General features: G+C 51.5%; 15 protein-coding genes. 9 read left to right on the forward strand and 6 right to left on the reverse strand.

Annotated elements, in window-relative coordinates; genetic code table 11:
* Positions 1-184 precede the first annotated feature (184 nt).
* A complete protein-coding gene (locus tag GXX34_03815; GenBank protein ID HHW06653.1) occupies positions 185-1,669 on the reverse strand; it encodes a recombinase family protein in 1,485 nt (494 codons plus the stop codon).
* Positions 1,670-2,039: 370 nt separating this feature from the next.
* On the opposite strand from GXX34_03815, the gene GXX34_03820 reads away from it, so the two are divergent.
* Positions 2,040-2,198: a hypothetical protein gene (locus GXX34_03820; GenBank protein ID HHW06654.1), complete on the forward strand. Its 159-nt coding sequence runs from the start codon at positions 2,040-2,042 to the stop codon at positions 2,196-2,198.
* A gap of 158 nt (positions 2,199-2,356) precedes the next feature.
* Here GXX34_03820 and GXX34_03825 read toward each other — a convergent pair whose 3' ends face one another.
* On the reverse strand, positions 2,357-2,851 hold the full coding sequence (locus GXX34_03825) for a hypothetical protein (GenBank protein HHW06655.1): 495 nt from the start codon (positions 2,849-2,851) through the stop codon (positions 2,357-2,359).
* Entirely contained in the window at positions 2,852-3,172 is a 321-nt protein-coding gene (locus GXX34_03830) for a hypothetical protein (protein ID HHW06656.1), read from the reverse strand.
* 153 nt (positions 3,173-3,325) lie between these two features.
* On the opposite strand from GXX34_03830, the gene GXX34_03835 reads away from it, so the two are divergent.
* The 7 genes from GXX34_03835 (at position 3,326) to GXX34_03865 (ending at position 12,084) form a co-directional block, all read left to right on the forward strand.
* On the forward strand, positions 3,326-6,790 hold the full coding sequence (locus tag GXX34_03835) for a DNA polymerase III subunit alpha (protein ID HHW06657.1): 3,465 nt from the start codon (positions 3,326-3,328) through the stop codon (positions 6,788-6,790).
* Between the two features lie 105 nt (positions 6,791-6,895).
* Positions 6,896-7,405, forward strand: coding sequence for a pantetheine-phosphate adenylyltransferase (gene coaD / locus GXX34_03840; GenBank protein ID HHW06658.1), 510 nt, complete (start codon positions 6,896-6,898; stop codon positions 7,403-7,405).
* On the forward strand, positions 7,399-7,626 hold the full coding sequence (gene mtrB, locus GXX34_03845; GenBank protein HHW06659.1) for a trp RNA-binding attenuation protein MtrB: 228 nt from the start codon (positions 7,399-7,401) through the stop codon (positions 7,624-7,626). Before coaD ends, mtrB begins: the two co-directional genes overlap by 7 nt.
* A 25-nt stretch (positions 7,627-7,651) precedes the next feature.
* Positions 7,652-7,864, forward strand: coding sequence for a glutamate decarboxylase (locus GXX34_03850; GenBank protein HHW06660.1), 213 nt, complete (start codon positions 7,652-7,654; stop codon positions 7,862-7,864).
* Positions 7,865-7,869: 5 nt separating this feature from the next.
* Entirely contained in the window at positions 7,870-8,829 is a 960-nt protein-coding gene (gene pfkA / locus GXX34_03855) for a 6-phosphofructokinase (GenBank protein HHW06661.1), read from the forward strand.
* A 10-nt stretch (positions 8,830-8,839) separates the two neighbouring features.
* Positions 8,840-10,588 (forward strand): pyruvate kinase, encoded by a 1,749-nt coding sequence (pyk, locus tag GXX34_03860; protein HHW06662.1) that lies wholly within the window; start codon positions 8,840-8,842, stop codon positions 10,586-10,588.
* A gap of 89 nt (positions 10,589-10,677) precedes the next feature.
* Positions 10,678-12,084 carry an oxaloacetate decarboxylase subunit alpha gene (locus tag GXX34_03865; protein ID HHW06663.1) on the forward strand — a complete coding sequence of 469 codons (1,407 nt, stop codon included), beginning with the start codon at positions 10,678-10,680 and terminating at the stop codon, positions 12,082-12,084.
* A 26-nt stretch (positions 12,085-12,110) separates the two neighbouring features.
* Here the strand turns inward: GXX34_03865 and minC are convergent, their stop codons facing one another.
* A complete protein-coding gene (minC, locus tag GXX34_03870; GenBank protein HHW06664.1) occupies positions 12,111-12,794 on the reverse strand; it encodes a septum site-determining protein MinC in 684 nt (227 codons plus the stop codon).
* Positions 12,795-12,983: 189 nt separating this feature from the next.
* Here minC and GXX34_03875 point away from each other — a divergent pair, with 189 nt between their 5' ends.
* Positions 12,984-14,168 carry an acetyl-CoA C-acetyltransferase gene (locus tag GXX34_03875; protein HHW06665.1) on the forward strand — a complete coding sequence of 395 codons (1,185 nt, stop codon included), beginning with the start codon at positions 12,984-12,986 and terminating at the stop codon, positions 14,166-14,168.
* A gap of 52 nt (positions 14,169-14,220) precedes the next feature.
* Here GXX34_03875 and GXX34_03880 read toward each other — a convergent pair whose 3' ends face one another.
* Positions 14,221-15,480, reverse strand: a complete 1,260-nt coding sequence (locus GXX34_03880) for a hypothetical protein (protein HHW06666.1) — start codon at positions 15,478-15,480, stop codon at positions 14,221-14,223.
* A gap of 29 nt (positions 15,481-15,509) precedes the next feature.
* Positions 15,510-15,836 (reverse strand): hypothetical protein, encoded by a 327-nt coding sequence (locus GXX34_03885; protein ID HHW06667.1) that lies wholly within the window; start codon positions 15,834-15,836, stop codon positions 15,510-15,512.
* Between the last annotated feature and the right edge of the window lie 279 nt (positions 15,837-16,115).

Genomic DNA, 16,115 nt, shown 5'->3' on the forward strand with positions numbered 1-16,115 from the left:
ACATCAACGGTACCAGCTACCGGCTCAAGGGAAAATTGAGAGCTTCAACAGAAACTCGGTGACAAGGCTAAAGTTTTATCCTTTTTTACATCACTACAAGCTCGCAATTATTACTCTCAGGTGGGTTAATTTTATTTGCATATGGCGGATCAATTCTATTGACTATCAACACAGGCTAAACACACTAGAACTTCATAACCGACCGGTGGATTTCTCGAACTTTGATTTCCACGGTTGAGTAATAGAGGTCGAGTACAATTCCAGAATCTGAAATACGTATTTCCTTAATCAAAGAATTGATCAGATTTCTACCTTCCTGTCGATCAGCATGGGCCCAGTTGACCGGAAACTCCAATATCATCCTTTCTAATCGAGCAATATTGGTATGTGCGGCTTGCTGGTCAGCTAGTATTTGTTCCACTTCTTCTAGCTGTTTCTTAATTGCCTTTTCTCTTTCCAAATATTCGGTGTTCATCATCTCCAGCTGGTCTATAGTAATTTTCTTATCATTATATAAGAAAAACATTTCTTTCATGGACTGCCTTACTTTGGCTAATTCTTTTTTGAGTTGTTTTTCTTGTTCTTGTAGTGCGTTATTGTCAACCAGCATTAAGCTATTTGCTGCTTTGCGGGATTGAAAGATTGTTTCGGGTATTTTAGCCAGTTGGTGTAGTTTCTCAACTATGCTCTTTTCTATTGAGTCAGCGTCAATAATGATACAGTCACATGGAATCACCGAATCGTTACGACCAGGGCAAACATATCGTCGTACTGCATTATCACTCCGGCCGTTATATCTTATGTTAAGGTTTCGGCCACACTTGGGACACTTAATCAAACCAGAGAGTAGGTGTTCAGAGGAAACAGATCGAGATGCGGTTTCAGACCTTCTTTTTAGGATTTTCTGGCAAGTCTCCCACAATTCTATCGGAATAAAGCCTTCGTGTTCTGCATCATACACTTTACCGCCATATTGCAGCTTGCCGATGTAAACAGGGTTTTTGATGATGTTCAAAATTGTATTCTTATGCCAGAATGTATTGTCTGAAGGTGATTTTATCCCTAATCTGAATAACTCATTCCGTATGACATTGGCACCGTATCCCTCGGCAAACATTTCAAAGATCTTTTTGACTACTTCCGAAGTGACAGGATCTACTACAAGCTTCTTGTCTACTGCTTTGTACCCATATGGGACGGTACCGCCGTTCCAGTTGCCCTGGCTGGCGTTGAGATGCATGTTATCGCTTACCTGTTCGCTTATTACTTCTCTTTCGAATTGGGCAAAGTCAACTATAATATTTCTAATCAATCTGCCAACCGGTGTTGATGTGTCGATGTTCTCGGTGACGGAGATTAAATTAACGTTAGCTTTTTCTAGCCTTGTGATATTCTGGTGAAAGTCAACGGTAGAACGAGAAAACCGGGAAAGCTTGTACACTATTATGGAGGAATAAAGATGCAGGGATGACATCATTCTCTGGAACTCAGGCCGGTTAGTATCTTTTCCTGAGTAATCGAGATCTATATAGAAATCGATTCTGTCTTCTGGAATTCCTAGCAGCTTAGCTTGTAAGAGTATTTTTTCTTTTTGGTTTTCCGGTGAAATAGCTTCATCGTTCCTTATTCTAGATACCCGGATATATCCGGCCATTCTTTTCTGTTTCATGGTAAACCTCCAAAAAAAATAAAAGATACGTTTTGAAACAAGATGGTCTACCAAGCTGCGCTACATCCCGACTTGCACTACTTCATTATATGAGATTTTACCCAGGAAGTCAACTATGTAATCGATATCAGCCGGATGCCGTGCCGGCCTTTTCTTTTGAGGATACTTTTAAGAGAGGCCGGTATCCTTGAGTGTTAGCCCTGCGTAACCCGTCATACCTCGTTTATCGGCCTCATCAATTATCAATATTCAATACATAGGAGTGTTTCTTAGGGAATCTGCTTAGGTTAACTTTACTCAAAAATGTTTTCATACTCAATTTCGCGCCGGGCCATACTAGGTGCAAAAGCCAGGAGGGGGTGCGACGGTCATGAAGCGGGAAAAAAGAAAAAAGCAGCTTGACCGGGTGCAAACGGAAAGAATAGGTTCAGCGTCCATGTCCACCATAGAAGGACAACCGGCTTTACGGGATACCGTGGAAACGGCAGCCGGTAAAGATGTATTGAAACCGCCGGAAACAAGGCGTTAACAAAAGCTGCTGCTTGGGCGTTCGGTGTTAATCTGCGGCTGCCGGAAGCCCCATTTGGGAATGGGCGTCTTGCTTTGTTGTTCCTTGTTTCCATGCAGCCTGGCGGTTAACTCCGGACACCCTTTTGTCGACGGCCCGTCACCGGCATGGGCCGGTTTTTATATTTGGGTGGCTAACTGGGCAGCTTCCACTTCCAGGTAGATCTTTTCGGCCAGCACCAGCAGCCTTACTTTAATCCGGTAATGGCGTCCTTCCGCCTCCAAGATCCTGTTTTCCACAATAAAGGGAACGAGACCCGGTTCCAGCTCTTCCAATTTCATACCCATTAAATGCTCAAACAACTCTTTGATCTGCTTCTCCAGGCTGAGCCTGATGGCATCTTCTTCGGGACGGGCCGGTTTGGGTTCCGTGAATGTGATCTTGACGTCGAGGGAGGAAATCACCGCCGGCTGGTGCCTGGACAGGCTTTCCTTGACCTGGGCTAATTCCCGTTCTAAATCACGGATCTGTTCTGCCTGTTCCCGGTTGAGGATGGTCAGGCGGTCGATTTCCTTTCCCGTCAAGAGAGTGATGCAGGAGGAGCCGATCAGCATTCCCAATACCAGCCAAGACAGTTTTTCTAACAGGGATTTATTTAAAAGCAGCAGTGCCATCTATCTTCCACCTGCTAAACCGGTGACTAACCAAAAACCGGTATTAGCGCCGCCAAAAGCGCTAATGATGAAAAGAAGCTGTTTGAGGACGGCGGCTAACTGGCCTTTTAACAGGCCGGATTCCAGTATTTCGATGGTGGTAAAAGTACCGCCGATGGCGGCTACAATGGCCCATATTTTGAGGTCTGCCGCCAGCCCGGCCATGGTTCTGACCGGCGGTTGCCCGGTACACACGGCTGCTAAACTGCCGATGAGGGTTCCCCCTACTTCCACGCCCAGGGCCGTGAAAAAGATTAGTAATGCTTTCTGCCAGAAAGTCATGGGACCACCGCCTTTTCTTGCACTTAGTATATTTATGCCGATATCAAAGCCGCTTATGACCGACTCGGATAGTTCTCAAGAAGGGTTCGGATATTTCCCTGTCGAATTTTTAGCCATCCGACGGTTAAATTATAGTTTTTGGGATGATCGATTATGAGCCATGATTTTGTTCACCTGCATGTTCATACGGAATACAGCTTGCTGGACGGTGCCTGCCGGATTAAACCCTTAGTCCGGGCGGCCGCCGAATTGGGGATGCGGGCTTTGGCCATCACCGATCATGGAGCCATGTACGGGGTGATCGATTTTTACAAGGAGTGTCGCGACGCCGGTATTAAACCCATCATCGGTTGTGAAGTATACTGCGCCGTGAACTCCCGCCATGACCGGGAACCTCATCAAGATAATATCATTTACCACCTGGTCCTTTTGGCCAAGAATATGGAAGGATATCAAAACCTCCTCAAGCTGGTGAGTTTCGCCCACATGGAGGGGTTTTATTACAAACCGCGCATCGATTGGGAATTGTTAGAGAAATACCATGAGGGGTTAATTGCCCTAAGCGGCTGCCTGCAGGGACAAATCCCGCAGTTGATGCTGAACAATCAATACCGGCAGGCCGTCGAACTGGCGGGCCGCTTCCGGGATCTTTTCGGCCGGGAAAACTTCTTTCTGGAGCTGCAAAACCACGGCCTGAGCGAAGAGCAGTATATTAACAGGGATCTCCTCAAATTGAGCCGCGAGCTGGGGATCCCGGCGGTAGCCACTAACGATGTGCATTATATAGAACAAGGCCATGCTTATCACCATGACATCTTGTTGTGCATCCAAACCGGTAAGACTCTGGCCGACGAGAACCGGATGCGTTTTGATAATGATCAGTTTTATTTTAAGTCCAGGCAGCAAATGGAAAAAGCTTTTCCGGGTATACCGGAAGCACTGGACAATACGCTGCTGGTAGCCGAGATGTGCAACCTGGAATTGACCTTTGGGCAGCTCCACCTGCCTGATTACCAGGTGCCGCCGGGTTATGATGTGGATTCTTACCTGGCGCACCTGTGCCGGGAAGGAATTCAGCAGCGTTACAGGGTGATAGATGACCGGATCCGGCAAAGGTTGGAGTACGAGCTGTCGATCATTCGCAAGATGGGATATTCAGGATACTTCTTGATCGTGTGGGATATGATCCACTTTGCCAGGAGCCGGGGCATTTACGTGGGCCCGGGCCGGGGTTCGGCGGCAGGCAGTCTGGTGGCCTACAGTCTAGGGATCACCGATATTGATCCTTTGAAATACGGACTCTTGTTCGAAAGGTTTCTCAACCCGGAACGGGTGACCATGCCGGATATTGATACGGATTTTTGTTTTGAACGCCGGGGTGAGGTAATTGCCTACCTGACCGAAAAATACGGCCAGGACCATGTGGCCCAGATCAACACCTTTGGCACCATGGCGGCGAAGGCTGTCGTCCGTGATGTGGGCAGGGCCATGAATATACCCCTGGCGGAAGTGGATAAACTTGCCAAATTGATCCCTTCGGAGTTGGGTATTTCCCTGGAGCGGGCTCTGGAGACCAGCTTGGAGTTGCGGCAAATGGTGGAGCAAGATGAGCGATACATGCAATTGATGGAAGTGGCCAAGGCCATCGAGGGGATGCCGCGCCATGTTTCCACCCATGCCGCCGGGATCGTCATCGCCAAGGAGCCCCTGGTGAACTACTTGCCCTTGCAAAGAACCACCGACGGGGGCATTGCCACCCAGTTTCCCATGCAGACGGTGGAAGAACTGGGACTACTCAAAATGGATCTTTTGGGATTGCGTACCCTGACGGTCATCGGCGATACAGTCAAGCTGATCAAGGACACGGTAGGGGATGACCTGGATATTCGCAGCATTCCCATGGATGATCCCTTGACTTATGAACTTCTCGGCCGGGGTGATACCATCGGCGTCTTCCAGTTGGAAAGTTCCGGCATGAGAACAATCTTGAAAAACTTGAAGCCGGAACGTTTTGAGGATATCATTGCTCTGGTGGCCTTGTACCGCCCTGGACCCTTGGGCAGTGGGATGGTGGAGGATTTTATTGAGCGCAAGCACGGCAAGAAACCGGTAACGTATATTCACCCTGCTTTGGAACCCATTTTGAAGGATACCTACGGGGTCATCCTCTATCAAGAGCAGGTCATGCAGATCGCCAGCAGCATGGCCGGGTTTTCTTTGGGACAGGCGGATCTTTTACGCCGCGCCATGGGGAAGAAAAAGCCCGAGATTATCGCCGCTCAGAAAGAGACCTTTATCACCGGGGCGGGCGAAAACGGCGTAGATGTCAAAACCGCGGAAGAGATTTTTGATTTGATGGCCTATTTTGCCGGTTACGGCTTTAACAAGTCCCATAGCGCCGCTTATGCCCTGCTGGCCTACCAAACCGCATATTTAAAGGCCCACTACCCGGTGCAGTTCATGGCATCTTTGCTGTCCAGTGTGGTGACCAATTCGGATAAAGTTACGGGCTATATCGAGGAGTGCCGCCGGTTGGGGATTGAGGTATTGCCCCCCGATGTCAATGAAAGCCAGATCACTTTTACTCCTCTCACCGGGCGCATCCGTTTCGGTTTGGCCGCGGTGAAAAATGTCGGCCTGGGCGCCATCGAATCCATTATCAGCGCCCGCCAAGCAGGGCCCTTTCGTTCCCTGGATGATTTTTGTGAAAGGGTTGACCTGCGGGCAGTCAATCGCCGCGTGATTGAAAGCCTCATTGCCGGCGGTGCCTTTACTTCTCTGGGCTTGAAACGCGCCCAACTTTTCATGATGCTGGATGCCGCCCTGGAGCGGGGGCAGAAGGTACAGGAAGACCGCAAGAGAGGGCAGCTGTCCCTGTTTGATTATGATGGGGCCGCGGGTTGGGAGGAAGCAACCCAAGCCCTTTCCCCGCCCGACGTGCCGGAATACCCTCTGCCGAAACTGCTGGCAATGGAAAAGGACAGTTTAGGTTTTTATATTACCGCCCACCCCGTAACTGATTACGAATGGCAGTTTGCCTTGTTGGGCTGCATGCCCATCGCTCATTTGGACGAAACCCAGGATGGGGCGATGGTACAATTAGGAGGCATTATTACCGATTTGAGGAAAACTGTCACCCGCAGGGGAGACAACATGGCCTACTTTACCTTGGAGGATACTTCCGGCAGTATCGAGGTGCTGGTGTTTCCGAAGCATTACTTGCGGTTGGCTTCCCTTTTGGAGCAGGACCGGATCATCTATCTGGCGGGCCGGTTAGTGTACAACGAGGAGGAGCGGAAAGTATTTGCCGAGGAGATGGAGCTTCTCCAGCCGGAAGCTAAATGGCCACCGGATAAGGGACTGGAATTAACAATTACCGGCGATGCAGCGGATCTCCTGGGCCAACTGCAGGGTATCCTAAGCAAGTATCCCGGTGAGACTCCCCTGGTGTTGAAGTTCCTGCCGCAAAAAAAGCGGCTGTATGTGGACCGGCGCAACTGGCCCGGGCTGAGCAAAGAATTGGTATTCGCCCTGGAAAAGCTGTTGGGCAGGGAGAACATAAAACTAATCGGCGGCGGGAAAAAGCATAATCTGCAAGCTGGAACAAAGACTATTTAACAAACATGTGGACGGAAACCCCAGCGAAAAATCTTTGTTTTTGCAGGAATATAATGCCTGGAGTGGAAATTAGCAATAAACATTGTCAAACAAGGAGGACGATGGATGCGTGTCGCAGTTTACCCGGGTACTTTTGACCCGATCACCAATGGACATCTGGATATTCTGGAGAGGGCCGTCCATCTTTTTGACCGGGTCATTGTGGCCATTGCCGTCGAAAACTACAAGGATACACTGTTTAGTTTAGAAGAGAGAAGACAATTGGTGGAATCTGCATGTAAAAACCTGCCGCGGACTGAGGTCCGGGTTTTCGACGGGCTGTTGATGGAATTCGTCGAGGCGGTGGAGGCACGGGCCATCATCAGGGGGTTAAGGGCCGTTTCCGATTTTGAGTATGAAATGCAGATGGCTATGATGAATAAAAGACTCAACAACCAGGTGGAAACCGTATTCCTCATGTCGGCAACTAAATACTCATTTCTAAGTTCCAGCATCATTAAACAGGTGGCTTTGCTGGACGGTTCCGTGAAAGGACTGGTTCCGCAAGAGGTGGAAGAAGCATTGAAACAAAAATACGCTATGCGGGCGGCAGGTAAGGAGGGACGGGAATGGTAGAGCGTTACGTGTGCGAGGACTATGTGGTGATTAAAGCTTTGGAAAACGGAGTCACGGTTTTCGGGTTGACCCGGGGTAAAGATACCAAATTTCACCATACAGAAAAGCTGGACAAAGGAGAAGTGGTCATTGCCCAATTCACCGAGCACACTTCCGCCATTAAAGTGCGCGGTAGAGCCGAAATCTTGACGAAGCACGGCAGGGTCGAATCGGACGGCTAGAAATGTCTTCAAGGGGGATCCGGGAATGTGGACTGTGGTTTACGTCATGTCGAATCGCAGTGATGCGGAAACCATGAAGCAAGCACTGATGGATGAGGGAATTCTCGCCATGTTACGTGCTGCTGGTTCTCCTCAAGGAGGCGAACACGGTCCCGTAGAAATATTGGTACTGGAATCCGAGGCGGAAGAAGCTTCGGAAGTGATTAGCAAGACGCTGTCAACTCTGGGAGGAATATAGTATTGATGAAAAAAATCGGTGTGTTAACCAGTGGGGGCGATGCCCCCGGCATGAATGCCGCCATTCGCGCCGTGGTTAGGATGGGGGCATATTTCTCCGTGGAAGTGGTGGGCATTCGCCGCGGTTTCGCGGGCATGATTGAAAAGGACTTCGTCCCTTTAGGGGTCAGCTCCGTGGCCGATATCATTCACCGTGGCGGTACTATCTTACATACGGCTCGTTCGGAAGCGTTCCTGACCGTAAAGGGCCGGATGAAGGCGCTGCAAAACGCCCGGGAAGAAGGCATTGAAGGTGTGATTGTCATCGGCGGCAACGGTTCCTTCGCGGGGGCCGGGGAACTGGCCAAGTTAGGGCTACCCACCATCGGGGTACCGGCCACCATTGATAACGATATTGGCTGTACAGATTTTACCATCGGTTTTGATACGGCGGTTAATACCGTGATCGATGCCATTAACAGGATCCGGGATACGGCCACTTCCCATGAGCGCATTTTTGTGCTGGAAGTGATGGGCAGGGACTCGGGGCAGATCGCTTTGATGGCCGGCTTGGCCGGGGGTGCGGAGTCGCTGGTTATTCCCGAGGAACCGATTACCATGCAAGAAGTGGTGGACAAAATTCAAAGAGGGTTTCGCCGGGGCAAGAAGCACAGCATCGTTCTGGTAGCGGAAGGTGCAGGCAGTGCTTTGCAGGTGAGCAAAGAAATCGAGGTGCTCTTGGGTTTGGAAACGCGGGTCACTATTCTGGGACATATCCAACGAGGGGGAACCCCCACCGCTTTCGACCGGGCTTTGGCCAGCCGCTTAGGTGGCCGGGCGGTGGAATTGTTGTTGGAAGGAGCCAGCAGCCGGATGGTGGGCCTCGTTGGTTGTCAAATTGTGGACTCTGACTTCGATACTGCCCTGAGCCAAAAAACGAGCATTGATTTGGACGTTTACCGCCTGGCTAACATACTGTCGATGTAGGAGGATTTGCATGCGTCAAACTAAAATTGTCTGCACGATTGGTCCTGCCAGTGAAGATATCTCAACTTTAAAGGAAATGCTGCTGGCCGGCATGAATGTGGCCCGGTTAAATTTTTCCCACGGGAGTCATGCTGAGCACCTGCGCCGCATTAACAATATTAGGCAGGCTTCCTTGGAAACGAAAGTGCCGGTGGCAATCCTGCTGGATACGAAAGGACCGGAAATCCGGATTGGGGACTTTGAAGGGGTCATAACCCTCCAGACGGGGCAGGATTTCATTTTAACGGTCACACCGGGTCCCAGCGGTCCGGGGAAGGTTTTCGTCAACTATCCCGGCCTGCCCCGGGATGTGCAGCCCGGTGACCGGATTTTGATCGACGACGGTCTCATTGGTTTGACAGTCCGAGAAGTCGCCGGCGAAGACATTCATTGTACGGTAGAAAACGGGGGCGAGCTTTCAGGGCGCAAGGGAGTCAATGTGCCCGGAGTTCCCATTAAGCTGCCCTCCGTGACCGATAAAGACATCGAAGACATTCTGTTTGGAATTAAACACCAGGTGGATTTCATTGCTGCTTCTTTCGTCAGGAATGCCGCCGACGTGTTAGAGATCAGGAAGATCCTGGAGCAACATCATTCCCCCATCAAAATCATCGCCAAAATTGAAACACAAGCAGCAGTGGACAATATTGAGGAAATACTGGCAGTAGCCGATGGGATTATGGTGGCCAGGGGGGATCTGGGGGTAGAAATTCCTGCTGAGGAAGTTCCCCTGGTGCAAAAACAGATTATCAGCCAGTGCAACTTCTTGGGCAAGCCGGTGATCACTGCCACGCAAATGCTGGATTCAATGATGAGGAACCCGCGTCCCACCCGGGCGGAGGCTTCCGATGTGGCTAATGCCATTATCGACGGCACCGATGCGGTCATGTTGTCCGGGGAGACCGCTTCCGGGAAATACCCGGTGGAAGCCGTCAAGACCATGGCCAGGATTGCGGAAAAGACGGAAAAAGTAATTTTGGGAGAGAACTATGTACCGGTAACGGAACTGATGGCAGAAAAGACCATCACCGGGGCCATTGGCCACGCTACCTATACCGTGGCGCAAGAACTGGCAGTGGAGGCGATTATTACACCAACCACCTCCGGTTTTACGCCTAGAATGGTAGCGCGCCATCGCCCCCAGGCCCCCATCGTGGCTACCAGTCCCGACCCGGTGGTCTGCCGGCAACTGCTGCTGGTTTGGGGTGTGTACCCGGTCCATACCGAGAAAGCCGAGGGTACTGATGCCATCATCAGTACCGGGGTCAAGGCGGCCTTGGATGCCGGTATTATTAAACTGGGCGACTTGGTCGTCATTACCGCCGGGGTGCCGGCCGGCACGGCCGGGACCACGAACTTGTTAAAAGTGCACGTGGTCGGCGAGGTGGTGGCCAAAGGGCAGGGCATAGGCCGGTCGGTGGTGACAGCCCCGGTACGCCTGTGCAAGACCGCGGCGGAAGCCGTGGATAAGGTGCAGCCCGGCGATGTCTTAGTGACCTACGGCACCGATAAAGACTTTATGCCGGCTATGGAGAAAGCCGGCGCCCTGGTCACGGTGGAAGGGGGGTTAACATCCCACGGGGCCATCGTGGGCCTGAGCTTGGGCGTACCGGTGGTGGTGGGGGTGCGAAATGCCATGGAAGTGTTAAAAGATGGTGAAGTGGTTACCATCGACGGTTCCACCGGGCAAATCTACAAAGGTGTCACCAAGGTCCTTTGAGGAGGTGAGGCCGCAAGGCCGATCCTTCCCTTGTAAAATAGTTTGACTAGCACGAAAATTTTAAAGTCTGTAATGGGAGGAATGTGGTGTTGGTACAGAAAGTGCGAATCACGGATACGACATTAAGGGATGCGCATCAATCGTTGTTGGCCACCAGGATGAAAACAGGGGATATGCTGCCGATAGCGGAAAAAATGGACCGGGTCGGCTTTCACTCGGTGGAAGTTTGGGGTGGCGCCACTTTCGACACCTGTATGCGCTACCTGAATGAAGATCCCTGGGAGCGGCTGGACAACCTGAAGAAAGTGTTTGTGCGGACTCCCCTGCAGATGCTGCTAAGGGGACAGAACCTGCTGGGATACAAGCATTATCCTGACGATGTGGTAGAAGCTTTCGTCAAGAAGGCTGTGGAGCACGGCATCGATATCATCCGCGTTTTTGATGCTCTTAACGATTTGCGGAACCTCCGCAAGGCCATGGATGTGGCCAAGGAACGCGGGGCCCATGTCCAGGGAACCATTTGCTATACCATCAGCCCTGTCCACAATACTGAGTATTACGTAAACAAAGCTCTTGATTTGAAGGCCATGGGGGCCGATTCGATTTGTATAAAAGACATGGCAGGCTTGTTGTCTCCCGTTGCGGCGGCAGAGCTGGTCAAATCTCTTAAGTCAGCAGTAGGCCTGCCGGTACAACTGCACAGTCATTATACCAGCGGCATGGCGGCCATGAGTTACTACAAGGCGGCGGAAGCAGGCGTGGATGTGATTGATACTTGTATCTCTTCTCTGGCTTTGGGTACATCCCAGCCGGCTACGGAATCCATGGTGGCCGCCATGGCAGGGGCGGAGTTTGCCCCGGAGCTGGATCTCAGTCTGTTGGCGGAGATTGCCCAGTATTTTGCTGAAGTACGCAAAAAATACAAGGCCTTTGATGTATCCGCCAATATTGTGGATACGAATGTGCTGCAGTACCAGATTCCGGGAGGCATGATTTCCAATTTCATGTCTCAATTGGCCCAGCAGAATGCTCTGGATAGACTGCCGGATGTGCTGCAAGAAGTCCCCAGGGTCAGAAAGGATCTGGGTTACCCACCGCTGGTAACACCTACCAGTCAGATCGTGGGCACCCAAGCGGTGCTAAATGTCCTGGCCGGGGAGAGGTATAAGATGGTGAGCAGTGAAGTGAAGAGTTACGTGAAAGGTTTCTACGGTCAACCGCCTGCCCCGATTGACCCGGAAATCAAAAAGCTGATTATTGGGGACGAGGAACCGATTACCGTCCGCCCGGCGGACCTGTTGGAACCCCAGCTGCCCCAGGCGAAAGCGGACATCGCTCCCTATATGGAAAAAGAAGAAGATGTGCTGTCTTATGCCCTGTTCCCCATGGTAGCGAAAAAGTTCCTGGAAGAAAGGCTGGCCGGGAAGGTCAAGGTGGACTTTACCATTGCCCAACAGGGGCCCCAGTCCGGCACTGTACCTTATCATCCAGTTTAATGAAATCGCCTGACAAAAAAGCCCTCTTAAAAGAGGGTCTTTTTTGTCAAGTGATGCACATTGCTGGTTGTGTAAGGCGTAATGATAATGTGGTTGCCGCTCAGGAAGGCCTTTTCAGGGTAATCATGGGGTTCATTGTTTTCCGGTGAGCGGGCAATGACATCGCTGATGCGCAGCTGGTCCGGTTGGAGCCGGTAAGCGACAATTACCGCGCCGGTATTTCCGGAGGCGCCGGCATGGGCTACACCCCGCAGGGTACCCAGGACCAGGATGTTGCCGCTGGCTATGACCTCCGCTCCCTGGTTGACGTCGCCTAGAATAGTGACGTGTCCGTCGTAGGTCACGACTTGGCCGGACCGGAGGCTGTGATTAATCAGCAGGCAGTTTTCCGCATCCATAGGAACGCTGTCGAGTTTTTCCGCAGCTTTTTGCTGGGAAAAAGTCCGGGAGTGCATGCCCACGGCTTTGGGCAGCTCAATGTTATCGCACGGCACCAAGCCGAAGGCGCAGCATATTTTTTCCAGCTCTTTCGTTTCCTCTTTCGATATTTTTTGCGCCATTAAGGTGAATTTTGCCCCTTGAAAGAAACCTTTGGCGGAAGTGAATCTATCTGTCAATTTAGCTTTTAAGTCTTCCAAGCTGTAATTAGGGTCAAGAATAATTACCAGTCCGTTCTTGGTCCCTTTAATGCTGACCGCTTCGTGAGGCATAAGCTTTCCTCCCCCGTAACTCGTGTTCAACCTTCACCTGTCCACATCATTGGTGATTACTGTAAATATTTCGAGGATTTTTGTCTTATTCCTTCATAAAGCAGCAAAGTTTTTGCGAAAGAGACGCAGAGCAGGAAATAGTTTCAGAATAGAGAAATAGATCGAAAAATAGGGAAAGGTGTGAAGTATGTGAAAAGGGTAGCTATTGTTAGCGCCGTGCGGACAGCTATCGGCAGCTTTCAAGGCAGCCTTGCTGCAGTTCCCGCTGTAGATTTAGGAGCCATGGCGATCAGGGAGGCTTTGCAAAGGGCCGGCATCCAAGGACAGCTCGTGGATGAAGTGATCATGGGCAATGTACTGCAGGCCGGTCTGGGGCAAAACCCGGCGCGGCAGGCGGCCCTCAAAGCCGGCATACCCGTTGAAGTCAGCGCTATTACCATCAATAAAGTGTGCGGTTCCGGCCTTAAGGCGGTGCTGCTGGCGGCCCAGGCCATTAGAGCCGGTGAGGCGGAAGTGGTGGTGGCCGGTGGGATGGAAAGCATGAGCCTGGCACCCTACGTGTTGACCAAGGCCAGGACGGGCTACCGTATGGGAGACCATCACCTGGTGGACGCTATGATCAAAGACGGCTTGTGGTGTGCCATGACCGATGTGCATATGGGCATCACGGCGGAGAATATTGCGGAGCAGTACGGTATCTCAAGGGAAGAACAAGACCGGTTTGCCCTGGCCAGCCAGCAAAAAGCCTGTCAAGCGATTGTAGCCGGGCGCTTTGCCGAGGAAATCGTCCCCGTGGAAATCCCGCAAAAAAACGGGGTCCCCGTTGTTTTCCAAGTGGATGAACACCCGCGGCCCGGCACTTCTTTGGAAAAACTGGCAGCCCTGCGGCCGGCCTTTAAACTGGGAGGCACGGTGACCGCAGGTAATGCCTCCGGCATCAATGACGGTGCCAGTGCCTTGGTGCTCATGGGGGAAGAAAAGGCGGAAGCATTGGGCATTCAGCCTTTGGCCTATGTGGTGGCGGGAGCTTCGGCCGGCGTAGAACCCTCCATCATGGGTACCGGCCCCATTCCTGCTACTCGCAAGGCATTGGCCAGGGCAGGTTTGGCAGTAAGTGACCTGGATTTGATCGAGGCTAATGAAGCCTTTGCCGCTCAAGCCCTGGCCGTGATGAAGGAATTGGCACTTCCGGAAGAAAAGGTGAATGTGAACGGTGGTGCCATTGCTCTAGGGCATCCCATCGGTGCCAGCGGGGCCAGGATTTTAACCACCCTCCTGTATGAACTCAAGCGACGGGAAGGGCGCTACGGCTTGGCAACCCTGTGCATTGGGGGAGGTCAGGGGGTGGCTTTAGTGGTGGAACGGTCTTCCTAGACCCGGATGAACCCGGCGAGCTATCCCGGAGCAAACAGGATAGCTCGCTTTTTTAGAATGCTGTTAACATGGTATCGTCAATCACTACACGGTTAGTATTATGGGCAGCCGGTTCAAAGGTGAACTGCACCAGCAGGGTTCTTGCAGTAGGGGGAGCGGGGCCTGTTTTCAAGTAATACTGCTGGTAGTGGTTTTCCGGGATGCTGGCCGCTTCGACGGTTAAATCTCCTCGACCCACTTCCAAGCCCTGGTCGTTAAGAAAAATGGCTTCGGCGGTCAAAGCAAAATCCGATACGGCCAGGGGGCCGCCTTCGGTGATTGTGCGGGCATGAAATACCAGGCGGTACCGGTGCCCGGCGGCTACGTTTGGTACTTCCTGGCTGATATAAGCCGGGCGGCAAGGTTTACTGCCCAACTGCAGTGCATACCGGCCTGTGTAAGGAACACTGCTTCTTTGAATATTACTTCCCACCCAGCTTGCCGGTTGGGTGCCGTTGGTCCAATCTTCGAATCCCGAATTGAACAGCAGGTTGCGCGGTGCCCCGGGCTCTGCTGTTGGGGCGGCAGTGGGCTGCTGGATCCGCAAGCGCAAGTCGATGGACTGGTTCTGTAATTCAGCGGCCGTGTTAGAGGCCCTGATGGTGAAGAGCCCTGGTCCCGGTTCAAGGCCCAGTTCATTATTTGCTTCCTGTTCCCAAATTACGCTGAACACCTGGGAATGTCCCGGCGGCAGCTCGCAAACAGACACCGCAGGCAGGAAGACCCTGCCCTTGGACCACCGCCATATTTCCCGTTCATTTTGCAGGACGGCAATATCAAAACGCTGGGAGGTCGGGTAAACCAGCCGGGCAACGACGGGGCTGATATTGGTTTTAATAAACATGATGTGGACGGGTTGTCCCGGAAGATAACTGGGCCGGTCCGTGTACAGGATATACAGGAAACCTTCCTTAACAGCTAAGGCGGCATTGCTCAAATCCACCGGCCAGGGAAAAGGTACGGCTGCCTGTTGGTCAGGCATGTAGTTATATATTCCTTCGTCAGCAGGTGTGGTGTAGGTTTCCCGGTTGTCACCCCGGTAGCCGTCACCCATGGACACGGGTGCCTCCGCAATGCCGATCCGGCGTAGGAACATATATTCTTGCTCGGTGATGCGAAGGATGCTCATCGGGGCTTGATTGCCGGAGCCGCCGTTGTGAAAGAGATGAGGGCGGGGATATAAAGCCACAAAAAAGCCGAATCTAGGTACGGTGAAAATAAACGGCGTGACCAGCCCCGCAAAAAGCTGTTGAAATTGGAATTGATTCGTCACGGTTTCGCATTAACCCCCTTTCAAAATATTTAAATATAATGGGGTTCCGTACCGGGAGGGGTGGCCTGGGTGTAGCCGGTAATCCGGTGATCGTGTCCCTCGCTAAAACTGGTGGTGAGAGAAACAAAATGGGTGTGTTCACCGTTGGGAAGGCTCACCGCCGGTCCGGATAAGCCGTCGTAGAAGTGAAAATGCCCATGGTCATAACTGGTCATACCGTGAATGCGGTGAAAATGGGTATTGCCCCGGAAGATGGGGGGACTTGAGACCCCGGGATGAAGGTGGCAATGACCCGCGTCGCAAGTGGTTAGCCCGTTGTGGACATGGACATGCTGTCTTGTTTGGTTATTGTTCATGTCGGTTTACCTCCGCATAAGCTTTTGCTTACTAATATGCAGGATGAATGGAATATGTTACCAATGAATAGTGTAAGCAGCCCGGGATGGAAAAGAATAAACTTAGAGTAAAATTATCGTAGGCAAATTCCCCAAAAAAATATGGGAAGAGTTAAAAAAACCCTTCCCATACTCACGTCTTTCCTGTATGTTTGTAGTTGCGTATACCAACAAACGAGGTGAGACGTGACATGATCAGTTTACCCATAAAAGACTTAACATTCAAGGACCTAGAACGAA

This window comes from Clostridia bacterium (assembly GCA_012840125.1).
Classification (GTDB): domain Bacteria; phylum Bacillota; class DULZ01; order DULZ01; family DULZ01; genus DULZ01.